The 13,138-nt window shown below is 65.3% G+C and carries 11 protein-coding genes; 8 read left to right on the top strand and 3 right to left on the bottom strand.

Translation table 11 applies throughout. The annotated features are described in order from the left end of the window. Positions 1-123: 123 nt before the first annotated feature. The 8 genes from AC1DW2_RS07045 to AC1DW2_RS07010 all read left to right on the top strand — a co-directional run bounded on the left by AC1DW2_RS07045 (position 124) and on the right by AC1DW2_RS07010 (position 9,164). Positions 124-516, top strand: a complete 393-nt coding sequence (locus AC1DW2_RS07045; RefSeq protein ID WP_014493096.1) for a BlaI/MecI/CopY family transcriptional regulator — start codon at positions 124-126, stop codon at positions 514-516. Beyond that, a complete protein-coding gene (locus tag AC1DW2_RS07040; protein ID WP_477005554.1) occupies positions 513-3,032 on the top strand; it encodes a M56 family metallopeptidase in 2,520 nt (839 codons plus the stop codon). The genes AC1DW2_RS07045 and AC1DW2_RS07040 overlap by 4 nt, the downstream gene beginning before the upstream one ends. Positions 3,033-3,094: 62 nt before the next feature. Beyond that, on the top strand, positions 3,095-5,107 hold the full coding sequence (locus AC1DW2_RS07035; protein ID WP_477005553.1) for a serine hydrolase: 2,013 nt from the start codon (positions 3,095-3,097) through the stop codon (positions 5,105-5,107). Between the two features lie 185 nt (positions 5,108-5,292). Next, the gene (locus AC1DW2_RS07030) at positions 5,293-6,774 is read left to right on the top strand and encodes a DUF1800 domain-containing protein (RefSeq protein WP_477005552.1); all 1,482 of its coding nucleotides are present in this window, start codon (positions 5,293-5,295) and stop codon (positions 6,772-6,774) included. A gap of 2 nt (positions 6,775-6,776) precedes the next feature. Beyond that, positions 6,777-8,027 carry a DUF1501 domain-containing protein gene (locus tag AC1DW2_RS07025; RefSeq protein ID WP_259256473.1) on the top strand — a complete coding sequence of 417 codons (1,251 nt, stop codon included), beginning with the start codon at positions 6,777-6,779 and terminating at the stop codon, positions 8,025-8,027. Positions 8,028-8,057: 30 nt separating this feature from the next. Next, a complete protein-coding gene (locus tag AC1DW2_RS07020) occupies positions 8,058-8,225 on the top strand; it encodes a hypothetical protein (RefSeq protein ID WP_477005551.1) in 168 nt (55 codons plus the stop codon). A 152-nt stretch (positions 8,226-8,377) separates the two neighbouring features. Further along, positions 8,378-8,893: a septal ring lytic transglycosylase RlpA family protein gene (locus AC1DW2_RS07015; protein ID WP_085401556.1), complete on the top strand. Its 516-nt coding sequence runs from the start codon at positions 8,378-8,380 to the stop codon at positions 8,891-8,893. A gap of 115 nt (positions 8,894-9,008) precedes the next feature. Next, the gene (locus AC1DW2_RS07010; RefSeq protein WP_014493103.1) at positions 9,009-9,164 is read left to right on the top strand and encodes a hypothetical protein; all 156 of its coding nucleotides are present in this window, start codon (positions 9,009-9,011) and stop codon (positions 9,162-9,164) included. 323 nt (positions 9,165-9,487) lie between these two features. Here AC1DW2_RS07010 and AC1DW2_RS07005 read toward each other — a convergent pair whose 3' ends face one another. The 3 genes from AC1DW2_RS07005 to AC1DW2_RS06995 form a co-directional block, all read right to left on the bottom strand. Next, on the bottom strand, positions 9,488-9,793 hold the full coding sequence (locus tag AC1DW2_RS07005) for a hypothetical protein (protein WP_063979745.1): 306 nt from the start codon (positions 9,791-9,793) through the stop codon (positions 9,488-9,490). A gap of 111 nt (positions 9,794-9,904) precedes the next feature. Next, positions 9,905-10,177, bottom strand: a complete 273-nt coding sequence (locus AC1DW2_RS07000; RefSeq protein ID WP_063979744.1) for a hypothetical protein — start codon at positions 10,175-10,177, stop codon at positions 9,905-9,907. A 130-nt stretch (positions 10,178-10,307) separates the two neighbouring features. Then, the gene (locus AC1DW2_RS06995; RefSeq protein ID WP_477005550.1) at positions 10,308-12,998 is read right to left on the bottom strand and encodes a flavin-containing monooxygenase; all 2,691 of its coding nucleotides are present in this window, start codon (positions 12,996-12,998) and stop codon (positions 10,308-10,310) included. Positions 12,999-13,138: the final 140 nt, after the last annotated feature.

Here is a 13,138-nt window from a genome sequence, read left to right as displayed (position 1 = left end):
GGACAAGCCCGGGCATGACGGCATAGCAACACCATTTCAGGTGGAATCGCCGTTGCGCGGCGCGGCCGCATATGCGACGATCTGTAGCGTTACAAGAAAACTCAATCCGCAAGGTCAGATGCCATGGACGATCGTTTGCCCGAACTGGGGGACCTCGAGCACGAGGTCATGCAATTGGTTTGGGCCCATGGTCCCGTTACGGCCGAGGTCGTGCGCGAGCGGCTGTCGCGGCGTCTGAAGGAATCCACGGTCCGCACGGTGCTGCGCCGGCTGGAAGAAAAGGGCTATGCTCGGCACACCGTGGACGGACGCACCTATGTCTACCACGCTGCAGAAGAGCGCGCGCGGGTCGCGGCCAAGGCGGTGCAGCGTATCGTCGACTGGTTCTGCAACGGCTCGATGGAGGAAGTCCTCGTCGGCATGGTGGACAATGCGATGCTCGACCAGCAGCAGCTGCGTACACTGGCCGACCAGGTGGCCAAGGCGAAGAAGGCGAGGGGAGTGAAGAAAGAATGATCGCAACTCTGGCTGAGGCGGCGCTACGCTCCTTCGTGCTGGGAGGCGTCGTCTGGTTCGGTCTCAACCTGTTTCGCGTGCGCAATCCGCACGTCCACATGACGGCGTGGGTCGTCGTGCTGCTGGCATCGCTGGCGATGCCTTTCGTGATGCACTGGCCGACGCTGACGATCACCCGGATGCCTCTGCCGGTATCCGTGCCGGATGATTTCCTGCCGGCCGACATCTCGATGCTGGAGGCCCCGCAACCCGCGCTGCCGATTCCGCCGGGCGCTGCTGTCGTGGCGCCGGCAAAAGCTGCTGTATCGATCAATTGGTGGCTGGTCGCCACCATCGTCTATGCCGGCGTCGCCGGCGCGTTGCTGCTGCGGCTGGCCATCGGTCTCTGCCTGACCTGGCGTCTGGCACGCGCGGCAAGGCCGATGAGCGGCCCGCAGCTGATCGACGCCGACGTGCGCGTCAGCCGCGAGGTCGGCGGGCCCGTCACGTTCGGCTCGACCATTCTGGTGCCGCCGCAGTTCTCCGGCTGGGATGCGAAGAAGCGCCTCGCGGTGCTCGCGCATGAGGGCGCGCACGTCGCCAATCGCGATTTCTACGTCCTGCTGCTCGCCTCGCTCAACCGTGCAGTGTTCTGGTTCAGTCCGTTCTCGTGGTGGCAGCTCGCGCGCCTTGCCGAGCTCGCCGAGATCATCAGCGACGCCGAGGCGATCGAAGTCATCGACGACCGGTGGTCCTATGCCGAAATCCTGCTCGATGTCGCAACCAGCGTAAATCCGCGGCCGGTGGAGCTCGCGATGGCGCGGGTATCGACCGTGCGCGCCCGCGTCGAGCGCATCATCGCGGCCGCCGCCATGCCCGTCGCGGTCGGCTGGCGCAAGCGGCTGTGGATCGCGGCCGCGATCATTCCGGCTGTGATCGTGTCCGCCGGCATGATCGCCTATCGCACCCCGGATCCCGTGCCCGTCGCCGCGGATACCGGCGAGGTGCCGGCAGAGCATTACCGCCCCTTCGTCAATTTCTACGCCATGGGTCCTGCCTCGGTGTTCGCCATCTTCCGCGAGGGCGACGACCTCTACGGCCAGCTCACCGGACAGCGCAGGCTGCGCCTGACGGTTGGCAGTGACGGCACCGCGGCCTATGCGGCCTCGTCCGGCGAGATCACGTTCCCGCTCGATGCGGAGCGCCGCTCCTCCGAGCTGACGCTGCGCATGAACGGCCGCGATATCCGCGCGGTTCGCGTCGCCGAGATGCCGACGGCGGCCGTCGATCCTGCATCGCTCGATCAATATGTCGGCTGGTACAGGATCGCGCCGAACCGCGTGCTCACCCTGCGGCGTGACGGCGATCGTCTCTGGTTGCGTGAGACGGGGCAGGGCGCAACGCAGGTCCTCGCCGAGGGCGCTGACGCCTTCTCCTTCCGCGGCGACCATCTCTTGATCTTCCTGCGCGACGAGCAGTCGAAGGTTGCACGCGTGCTGGTGCAGAGCGCGATGTTCGGCGCTCGCCTCGCGCCTCGCGTCGATGCAGCGGTGGCCCAGGCGGTCGAGGCGGATTTCACGCGCCGCCTTGCGGAAGTTCCTGACAGGTTCAGGGAGCAGGTCCCGGTCGCGGGCGGCAAGGAGATGATCTTGCGCGGGATTGAAGACTTACGCCGCGGCACGCCGAACTACGAACGCATGAGCGCGCCGCTCGCAGCCAAGGTCCACCGGCAGCTCGATGAAATGCGCGGGACGTTCCAGGCGCTCGGTGCGGTGGAATCGCTCTTCTTCCGTGGCGTCGGCCCCGGCGGCTACGACATCTATGGCGCGAAGTTCGAGAACGGCACGGCCGAATTCCGCCTGATGCTCGAGCCCGACGGCAAGGCCGGCGACGTGCTGTTCCGGGCCGACGGCAATGACGAACTCGGCGGCATCGTCTCCTGTTCGGAGGAGGCGAGCGTGCGCGGCCGCGCCGGCACCTCGCCGATCAGGATCATGGTCTACAACGAGATGGGCGAGGACCTTCAGGTCTTCAATCTCGACGCCAGCGGCAATCGCAGGATGCAGAGCGTCGTCAGGCCCAACGCGACCTGGGCCTCCACGACCACCGTGAACAATCCCTGGATGATCGCCGACAAGTCGGGGCGCTGCCTTGAGGTTCTGGTGCCGGGCCGGCAGACGCGCTTCCACAACGTCGAGGCGTCAAACCTCGGTGCGCGTCCCGGCCGCGCCGCGCGCCGCGCCGTTCCGATCGCCAATGGTGAGGAGATGCTGCGCCGCTACATCGATAGTGTCGGCAAGGGCCAGCCGGACTACGAGCATATGACGTCGGAGGTGGCCGACATCACGCGCCAGCAGCTTCCGTTCGATCAGGCGATCCTGGCGCGGCTCGGTGCGTTGCGTGCGGTCTCCTTCCGCGGTGTCACGGCGCTCGACAGCGACATCTATGTCGCGCAGTTCGCCAACGGCTCGGCGGAATGGCGCATCGGCGTCAGGAATGGCACGATCACGAAGATCGCGCTCGGACCCAATTTCTAACGGTTCACATCTGCCGCAGGAGTGCCTGCTCAGATTTGTTGTGCTTCTGCGGAGACTGCGGAATGAGACTCGTCGCATCGATGTGGGCGATTCCCGTTGGGCTTTGCCTGTCAGGGACCGCGTTCGCCGATGACCTCGCGACGCCGGGCGATGCAAAAAGCCTGGGATTCTCGGCCGCGCGTCTGGCACGGATCGCGCCGTGGTATCAGGCGCGCTTCGATTCTTTCTCGCCGTCGGACGGCCTTCTCCCCGGCGCCGTCGTCGCAATCGCGAAGGGCGGCAAGCTCGCCTATTTGCAGGCCATCGGATTTCAGGACCGCGCCAAGACCGTCCCGATGAAGACGAATTCCATCTTCTGGATCGCCTCGATGTCCAAGCCGGTGGCCAGTGTCGCCGCCATGATTCTGGTGGATGAGGGCAAGCTCGACCTCGACGCGCCCGTCTCGCAATATCTGCCGGAGCTTGCGAACATGCGGGTCGCTTTCCAGAAGGCGGACCCGGCGACAGGCGAAATGGAGTACGGGCTCGGTCTGCCAAAACCAGCAAAACGTCCGATGACGGTTCGCGATCTGTTGCGCCATACGTCTGGCCTGATCTATCCGGAGCTCGATTTTGCCTACCCGGAACGGGGCCTTGCCGACGCAAGCGCCGACTTCGGGATCCGGACGATCCATGGGCTCTACGGCTTGAGGGCCGTGCGGAGACGCGACACGACGTTGGCGGAATTCGTGTCGAGCCTGGCCCGCCTGCCGCTCGCGCACGAGCCCGGCGAGGTCCATGAATATGGCTGGAGCGCCGAAGTGCTGAGCCGGGTCGTTGAAGTGGCGTCCGGTCAGCCCCTCGATCAGTTCCTGGAGAGCCGCATCTTTGGGCCGCTGCATATGGTCGACACCGGCTTCTTTGTACCGAAGGAGAAGCTCGATCGGCTCGTCGATTCTCCCATGCCGGAACGGCCGCCGATCTGGGATGTTACGACGCCGCCAATGTTGTTTTCCGGCGACGGCGGACTCGTATCGACCGCGCCCGACTATCTCCGCTTTTGCCAGATGCTGCTCAATGGCGGCGAGCTCGATGGCGTGCGCGTGCTCAGCCCGCATGCGGTGAAGCAGATGACGACGAACGCACTGCCATCGGGTGTCACCATCTTCGGAGGTGACGAGGTTGGCGCCCGCGCGGGAACAACCTTCGGGCTTGGCTTCGCCATCCGCGCCGATCCGGTCCAAAGCTGGATACCGGGAGCGGTTGGAAGCTTTTCCTGGGCTGGACATTGGAGCACGTATTTCTGGATCGATCCGGCCGAGCAATTGATCGGCGTACAGATGGTCCAGGCGACGCCCGGCAGCAAAGGGCGCCAGGCGGTGCTGTATTCGGGGATCAATCACCTCGTCTATGGCGCATTGACGATTCCCGAGTCGACCGCCGTCCCGCCGGCTGCGCCGGTGCCCCTGAGCCCGGAAGCGCTCGCCGATTATGCCGGAACCTATGACTTCGGCGCCACGGTGAGCTCGCGTGACAGGCAGGGCCTGGCCGATGGCAAAACCGGATGGCTTGGAATCGGGAATTTCGTCGCCATGGAGCAGGAGGGGCTGAGGATCAACAAGCCGAACCCTGGCGGCGGCCCCGCAACCAAGGCCGGTGTGACGGCGGGTGACCTCATCACTGAAATTGACGGCGCGCCGCTGAGAGGCCTCGCGCTCGCCGATGTCCTGGCCAAGCTGCGAGGGCCAGCCAACTCGACGATCAAGATGAAGCTCGTCCACAAGGGGCAAGACGGCGTGAACGACCTCAGTGTCGTGAGAGCCGACCGCCGTGTCAATTCGGTCCGGCTTCAGGTTCGCGTCGCGGAAGGCAAGCTCGTCGCGGAAGCGACGGGGGTCTGGCCGGTCCTCGAATTCGAGAAGGGCAAGGCGACCCCGTTCGTGGCGACATCAAGCAACGAATTCACCGCAGCCGACGAAGATCGTACCCGGATCGCTTTCGTCAGGGACGCCGCGGGCAAAGTCTCTGGGCTCATCTTGAATCCTGGGCCTTGGGAGCAGCACGCGGCGAAGATCGCGCTCGGGCCGAATTTCTAGGCCTCTCACGCGCGTCCGCCGGGCAGCGGATGCGCGCTTGTTCTACCGAGATAGTGCAGCGGCGTTTTCAATCCCGGCTTGCGCAAGCCGATCTCTAGTGTTACGGTCTGTAGCATTACGGTTCGTAGTCCGCACGCGGCAACATCGCGCTGCCGTCGGGTGGCTCGGAGAATTGGGCGTTCGCAATGAGCAATTCTGCAAAGGCCGAAGCGGTGCTGGCGCTTCATCGTTTCGGGATGGGGCCGCGACCGGGATCACTTGCGGCTGTCGGGACCGACCCGCGCGGCGCGTTGATCGCAGAGCTCGGTCGCCCGCTCGCATTGAGCGCCGCCGCCAGCCTTCCCACCAGTGCGAAAGCCTATCGCACCGTGGCCGATGCCAATGCACGGCGAGCCGCGCGCGCCAAGCAGGCGCAGCAACAGGCCAAGAAGCAGCAGATGGCTGCGACACCAGTTGCTGCGGGCGAGCAAGGTCAGGCTCAGGCGCAGACCGAGGGGCAATCGCCAGCACAGGGCCTGGAGAAGGATGCTGCCGAGATGGCGGCCAAGCAGGCGGCCGAAGCCGTTCCCGATCCCGGACGTCCGATGTATTTGCAGGAAGCCAAGCTGCGCATCGAAGCCGCGCTCGCTGCCGACATCGGCTTCGCCGAGCGGCTGGTGTGGTTCTGGTCCAATCATTTCTGTATCTCGGCCTACAAGATCCAGAGCATGTCGGGTGCTTACGAGCGCGAGGCCATTCGCGCAAATGCGTTCGGCCACTTCGTCGATCTTCTGCTGGCGGTCGAAGGCCACCCGGCGATGCTGTTCTATCTCGACAATCTGGGCTCGATGGGCGCGAACTCGATCGCCGGCATCAACCGCAGCCGCGGCCTCAACGAAAACATTGCGCGTGAGATCATGGAATTGCACACGCTGGGTGTGCGGACCGGCTACACCCAGGACGACGTGATCAGCTTCGCCAATGCGTTGACGGGATGGACGCTTGTTCCTCCTGGAGACAATCCGGAGCACGGCGGCGAATTCACCTTCAACCCGCGGCTGCACGAGCCCGGCGGGCAGACGGTGCTCGGCAAGCGTTACGAGCAGGAGGACGCCGAGCAGGGCCGCGCCGTGCTGCGCGACCTCGCTGCGCATCCGGCGACCGCGACCCATGTCGCAACCAAGCTCGCACGGCATTTCGTGGCCGACGAGCCGCCTCCGGCACTGGTCGAGCAGATGGCGAAGACCTTTCGCGACACCGAGGGCGATCTCAAGCAGGTCGCGATCACGATGGTCTCGTCGGACGACGCGTGGCGCGGGCCGCCGTCAAAACTGAAGCGTCCGAGCGAATGGGGCGTCGGCATGGTGCGCGCGACCGGCATCACGACCGTCGATCCCGTGCGCTTCACCGGCGGCCAGGAGCTGCTCGGCGAAGGGCTGTGGCGGCCGTCGGCGCCCAAGGGCTATCCGGATGACGAGGCAAGCTGGATCGACGGCATTGGCCGGCGGCTCGACATCGCCAACAATTTTGCCGAGCGCGTGGCGGCCACTGCTGATCCGCAGGGGATCATCGAGGACGTCTTCGCATCGCAGATCGCGCCCGAAGTGAAGCAGGCGGTCGGCCGCGCCGAGAGCCGCCAGCAGGCGCTGGCGCTGCTGTTCATGTCGGCAGATTTTCAGAGGAGGTGAGCATGGGCTTCGTCAATCATTTGCCCACGCGGCGCGAGCTTCTGGTCGGCTCCGGTGCGCTGTTCGCGTGGAGCCAGATGCCGCGGATCGCACGCGCCGAAGGGCGCGATCCGCGCCTTCTCGTCGTCGTCCTGCGTGGCGCACTCGATGGTCTCGGTGCGGTCGCGCCGGTCGGCGATCCCGACTGGGTCGGCCTGCGCGGGGATCGCGCGCTGGTGCTGGACGGCAAGCCGCCCGCGCTGCCGCTCGACTCCTTCTTCGCGCTCAACCCGGCGATGCCGAACCTGCACCGGCTCTACAAGACCGGCAAGGCCGCAATCGTCCATGCTGCCGCGACGCCCTATCGCGAGCGCTCGCATTTCGATGGTCAGGACGTGCTGGAGAGCGGGTTCACCAAGCCCGGTGCCACCGCATCGGGATGGCTCAACCGCGCGCTGCTCGCGATGGAGTCGGGTGGGCGCGTCGATCCGCGCGGCAGCCGTGCGCTCGGCATCGGCTCGGTGACGCCGCTGGTGGTGCGCGGATCGGCGCCCGTCATGACATGGGTGCCGCAAAAACTGTTACCGGCGAGCGAGGACACGCAGAACCGCCTGCTCGATCTCTACCAGCACACCGATCCAAAGCTCGCGACCGTGCTTCAAGCGCGCATGAAGCTCGCCTCGCTTGGCGGCGCGCCCGGCACGGGCGATCCGATGTCGGACGATCCGACATTGATGCCGCCCGGCATCGCGCGCGTGCGCGCCTACTTCGCCGAAGCCGCCGGCACCGCCGCGCGCTATCTCGCCAAGCCCGACGGCCCGCGCGTCGGCGCGATGGGCTTCGTCGGCTGGGATACGCACATCGCGGAAGGCGCAGCGTCAGGCCAGCTCTACAATCTGCTCGGCGCGCTCGACGGTGCGTTTGCCGCGATCGAGAGCAACATGGGCGAGGTGTGGGGCGAGACGGTCGTCGCCGTCGTCACCGAGTTCGGGCGCACCGCGCGCATCAATGGCACGCAGGGCACGGATCACGGCACGGGCACGGTCGCCTTCCTCATTGGCGGCGCGCTCGCCGGCGGCCGCGTGATCGCGGACTGGCCGGGCCTCAAGCCGGCGCAACTGTTCGAGGATCGCGACCTCAAGCCGACCACCGATCTCCGCGCCGTGCTGAAGGGCCTGCTCAGGGATCATCTGCGTGTCGAGGAGAAGGTGCTGGCGGATGCGGTCTTCCCCGGCAGTGCTGACGTCAAGCCGATGGGCGGCCTCGTCGGCTGACGGCGCGGCCTTCGCAACCGGATCCGGTTCATGATGTGCACACTGACGCAACGGGAACTCGACTTTCTCGCCAGTCTGAAAACCGGCTGGCGGCGGCTCTATCGGCGCGAGCTGATGCGGCTCCTGAAGGGTGACACCGAGGCGAGCGACGCGCAGCCGGAGACGCGCTCGATCGTCTGGCGTGTTGTATCGGGTTAGTTTTTCGCGAGTCTGGCTCGACTTAGGACACGCCACTGTGGTGGAATCGCCACAGCCGGCGCGAAACGGTCGTGGCCCTAAGCCTGCTTTCCTTCAGCCAAGGTTCTGCCCTCATTGCCCGCCGAAACTCCGGGCAGTTCGGAGGGCGTACCATGTCTCGCATTGCACGTGCCGAAAGTGCCCGAATTTCCCTCGCAAGCTCATGCCGGTTGCTGCTCGCCATCGTCGGTGCCGCATCGCTCGCCGCCTGCGCACAATCGCCGGTCGGCCGCCAGAAGGCCGATCTTGGCACCAATCGGCAGGCTGCGGTCCAGCGGCCTCATAGGGTAGCGGCCTTGCATCCGCGTCCGATCAGCCGGGTACGCGTCCCCGACCGTGACGCAAAGCAAACCGCTTCGCACGGCGTTGCCAGCTTCTATTCGGACACGGAGACCGCGAGCGGCGAGAGGTTCGACAAGAACGAATTGACCGCGGCGCATCCCAGCCTGCCGTTCGGCACGAAGCTGCGCGTCACCGACGTCTCCTCAGGCCGCTTCGTGACCGTCCGGGTCAACGATCGCGGGCCCTATGTTCGCGGACGCGTGGTCGACATCTCGCCGTCCGCGGCCGAGGCGCTCGGCATGGTCGACAAGGGCATCACCAATGTCCGGCTCGACGTGGTGCGATAGAGCGCGATTGATTGACTTGAGCCRCCCCGCTTAACCGAGTGTTAGTCGCCCTGGCGCACCATGGCTGCCCAAACAAGTCGGGGCTCCAATTTGGGGTCCTCGGGGGAGGCGGCGTTTGAACACGATCCAGTATCTCGAAGATCAGGCCGCGCGCGCCGAGCGGCTCGCCAAACGGATCACGGATACGCTGACCATCGAAAAGCTCCTGACCTTCGCCGGCGAACGCCGCCGCGAAATCGAGGTCATCGCCGGCAAGTATCGGCGCGCCTGATAAACCATGCACTGGACGCATTCGCCCTCGCTGCGAGGCGCGGAACCTCTGTTCGTCTCTGGCGTCAAGTCATTGATGAATGTGGAGGAGGAAAGTCATGGGTTTTGGACGAGGTGCTTTGCTTTGGCTGCTTGGCGTGCCGCTGCCGATCGTTCTGCTGCTGGCGTTGTTCTGGCACCACTAGAGCATGATCCAGAAAGCGTGACGTGCTTTTTCCGATAAGATCACGTATCAAACAATGATGTTGCCACACGAAAAGCGCCGCGGAAGCGGCGCTTTTTTTTGCCTGCGATTTGAAACGTATCAACGAGGACGAGGCGCGGTCAGCTATGGCTCTCGACGAAGTCGCTGAGATAGTCGGGAAGCCGGACGCCATCGATGTCGCAGCGCGCCTTGATCTCACCGGCGATTTCGGTCGAGATGTCCTTCATCCAGTGCTCGAGCGTGTTGAACGAGATCACCTTGATCGGATCGTTGAAGCAGCCGGCGACGAGCTCGCCGATGGTGGCTTCAAGATCGCTTCGTTCGATGCGGATTTCAGTCGCCTTGTCGCGGCGATCAATCACCACGAACAGGGTCTGGTCTGCGCCATAGGGCACGACCGCGGATGGTGCGCCGGCTTCAAGCATCTTGGGGCTCTCGTCTCGACTTCCGATCCCGATTAACGGGAAAATCCGGTAGAAGGTTCCTGCCTCATGAAAAGCTTGTCGCGCGCGTGCAGCTTCCGCGTCTGCACGCAATCAGAGAAATTCTCTCAACCGCGATAGCTCGATGACATGCTCGGGCGAGAGGATATCGGTGACCAGCGGCGGCTGCGCAATCGTGTGAATCTCATAGAGATGCCTGGTCGTGGCCGGCTTCTCCATGAAGGCCGATATGCACTGGTCGAGCGTACCTTCGCTCACCTGATAAGAATCCCTGTCCGGTCGGCGCTGGTTCGCAAGCGACGGCCATTTATGCAGGGTTGCAGGCGCTCCGAAATCGACCTTTGAATCCGCAACCACGTCTCCCATCGTCCCTCACGCAACAAAAATTGCCCCAACACGCGGATCTGCGTGCCGGGGCCCACACCTATCACTGCATCTTAATGCCAAGCGCTTAACGCGGCAGCCGGGAAAAGGTTCCCGGCCGCCTTGTCGCAAATCAGCTCGCGGCCGCCGCGATTCTGTGGCCCGGGCTGGCATGATCGTGGCTATCCTCATCGCCGCGGCTGACTTTCGGCGGAAGCCCGGCGAAGCGCCGCAGGGCTTCGGCCATCTGCACCCGACCCGCTACACCGGTGATCACCACGTCGACCATCGCAAAGGACGAGTGGAAATGGCCGCGCGCCCTGAGCTGCTCGACCGGGACGCCGGCGGCCGCCATTGCCTCGGCATAGGCGATGCCCTCGTCGCGCAACGGGTCGAATTCACAGGTGACGACCAGGGCCGGCGGCAGGCCGGCGACCTTGCCGCGCAGCGGCGAGACGCGCGGATCGGTGCGGTCGGCCGGTGAGCAGTAGAGGTCCCAGAACCAGTACATCAGCGAGCGCGTCAGGAAATAGCCGGTCGCATTGTCGTTGTAGGAGGGCCGGTCGAAGGTGCAGTCGGTGACCGGGCAGACCAGGAGCTGGCCGGCGATCTCAGGCCCGCCGCGATCGCGCGCAAGCTGGCAGGTGACGGCGGCGATGTTGCCGCCGGCGCTCCAGCCTGCGACCAGCACCGGGCCCGGCCTGCCGCCAAGCTCGGTCGCGTGCTCGGCGATCCAGCGCGTTGCCGCATAGCCGTCCTCGGCTGCGGTCGGGAAACGATGCTCGGGCGCGTGGCGATAGCCGACGCTGACGAACATCATGCCGGTCCGCCGCACCAGATCGCGGCACAGCGGCTCGTCCGATTGCTCGTCGCCGAGCACCCAGCCACCGCCGTGGAAATAGACCACGACCGGATGGGGCCCCGGCGTTGCCGGCTTGTAGATCCGGTAAGGCAGCGTGCCGTTCGTGCCGGGCAGCGTGCCGTCGACGATATCGCCGATCAGCCGTCCCGCGGGCCGGCCCTGGTTGAACTCGTTGACGAAGGCGCGTGCGCCGAGCGCGCCCATCGACTCGATCGGCGGCAGGTTCAGCGATGCCAGCAGGTTCAGCACCAGCCGCACATCAGGCTGCAGGCATACCACCTCGCCGTCGTTGCATTGCGCGGCGCCGTTGGGGCCGGTCAGCTTGAAGCCGAGCATGCCGCGGGCCGTGACCTCGTCGCAAATGCTGCGATAGGGGCCGACGCCGCCGGTGTAAGGCATCAGGCCCTGCACCTTGCCGGGGACGTTGGCGCCCGTGTACCAGGTGTTGGCGAGCCGGTGCAGGGTCACCATCGAACAGTCCGTCATGTGCCGGCCCCAGCCGGCCTGCGCGGTCTCGGTCGGCTCGATCGTGGTGAAGCCGGCGTCGCGCAGAGCAGCGATGCGGTCGACGACCCAGTCGACATGCTGCTCGATCGACACCGCCATGTTCGACAGCACCGACGGGCTGCCGGGCCCGGTGATCATGAAGAAGTTGGGGAAGCCCTCGACCGTGACCCCGAGATAGGTCTGCGGCCCCTGCGCCCAGACATCGGTCAGCGACTTGCCGCCGCGTCCGGTGATCGGATGCACGGCGCGGATCGCGCCGGTCATGGCGTCGAAGCCGGTCGCGAACACGATGACGTCGACGTCGACGCTGCGCTTGGCCGTCGTGATGCTGTTCGCGGTGATCGCCTTGATCGGCTCCTGGCGCAGATTGACCAGCGTGACGTTCGGCCGGTTGTAGGTCGCGTAGTAATTGGTATCGAGGCAGGGGCGCTTTGCGCCGAAGGGATGGTCGTGCGGCATCAGCGCCGCCGCCGTCTCCGGATCCTTCACGGCAGCGCCGATCTTCTCGCGGATCAGCTCGCCGATCAGCGCATTGCCGTTGAAGTCGACCCCCTGGTCGGCCCAGAGCTGCGTCAGGATGTGGACGAGGTCGCCGGCTGCCCAGGCACGTTCGAACCGCTCACGACGCTCGGCATCGCTCAATTGCCAGCTCACGACGGTCTGCTGCGGATAGGGCACGCCGGTCATCGACTGTCGCGCCTGCTCGCGATAGGCCGCGCGGTCGCTCTGGAAAATATCCATGCGATCTGACGGCGAGGGGCCGTTATGCGCCGGCAGCGCGAAGTTTGGCGTGCGCTGGAACACGGTCAGATGCACGGCCTGCTCGGCGATCAGCGGGATCGACTGGATGGCCGACGAGCCTGTGCCGATCACGGCGACGCGCTTGCCGGCGAGATCGACGCCGTCATGCGGCCAGCGCCCGGTGAAATAGACTTTGCCCTCGAAATCCTTGACGCCGTCGATCTCCGGCGGCTTCGGCGCGGAGAGGCAGCCTGTGGCCATGATATAGTGGCGGCAGGAGACCGGCGTGCCGCTGCTCGTGGTGAGCTGCCAGCGCTCAGTCGCTTCGTCCCATTTGGCTTCGGTGACCTTGGTCTTGAAGCGGATGTCGCGGCGCAGATCGTAGCGGTCGGCAACGAAGCCGAGATAGCGCAGGATCTCGGGCTGGGTCGCGTATTTCTCCGACCAGGTCCACGCGTTATCGAGCTCGGGATCGAAAGTGTAGCTGTAGTCGATGGTCTGGATATCGCAGCGGGCGCCGGGATAGCGGTTCCAGTACCAGGTGCCGCCGACATCGCCGGCTTCCTCGAGGGCGACCGCCGTGAGGCCGGACTTGCGCAGGCGATGGAGAAGATAAAGGCCGGCAAATCCGGCACCGACCACGGCAACGTCGACTTGTTGGGCTGTTCCACTCGCCGCTTTGGACTCACGTGCGGCGACCATTGCGTCTGGCATGGTATTCCTCCCGTGTCTTTTGTTTTGCCGGCAGGCTATCGCCGCAGGCTTGGCTTGTCATCAGGACAGGTACAATCTTCGGTAGTCGTTTGCGGCACCATCGTGACCGCGCGAAGGTTGCGGCGATACACGCACCGCGA

Source organism: Bradyrhizobium sp. P3_C3 (genome assembly GCF_056402655.1).
This window is presented reverse-complemented; position numbering and strand designations above follow the sequence as displayed.

Coding starts and splice junctions, on each gene's coding strand:
- AC1DW2_RS07045 (WP_014493096.1), top strand. CDS start 124: ATGGACGATCGTTTGCCCGAACTGGGGGACCTCGAGCACGAGGTCATG.
- AC1DW2_RS07035 (WP_477005553.1), top strand. CDS start 3,095: ATGAGACTCGTCGCATCGATGTGGGCGATTCCCGTTGGGCTTTGCCTG.
- AC1DW2_RS07000 (WP_063979744.1), bottom strand. CDS start 10,177: ATGGGAGACGTGGTTGCGGATTCAAAGGTCGATTTCGGAGCGCCTGCA.
- AC1DW2_RS07020 (WP_477005551.1), top strand. CDS start 8,058: ATGATGTGCACACTGACGCAACGGGAACTCGACTTTCTCGCCAGTCTG.
- AC1DW2_RS07005 (WP_063979745.1), bottom strand. CDS start 9,793: ATGCTTGAAGCCGGCGCACCATCCGCGGTCGTGCCCTATGGCGCAGAC.
- AC1DW2_RS07015 (WP_085401556.1), top strand. CDS start 8,378: ATGTCTCGCATTGCACGTGCCGAAAGTGCCCGAATTTCCCTCGCAAGC.
- AC1DW2_RS07040 (WP_477005554.1), top strand. CDS start 513: ATGATCGCAACTCTGGCTGAGGCGGCGCTACGCTCCTTCGTGCTGGGA.
- AC1DW2_RS07025 (WP_259256473.1), top strand. CDS start 6,777: ATGGGCTTCGTCAATCATTTGCCCACGCGGCGCGAGCTTCTGGTCGGC.
- AC1DW2_RS07030 (WP_477005552.1), top strand. CDS start 5,293: ATGAGCAATTCTGCAAAGGCCGAAGCGGTGCTGGCGCTTCATCGTTTC.
- AC1DW2_RS06995 (WP_477005550.1), bottom strand. CDS start 12,998: ATGCCAGACGCAATGGTCGCCGCACGTGAGTCCAAAGCGGCGAGTGGA.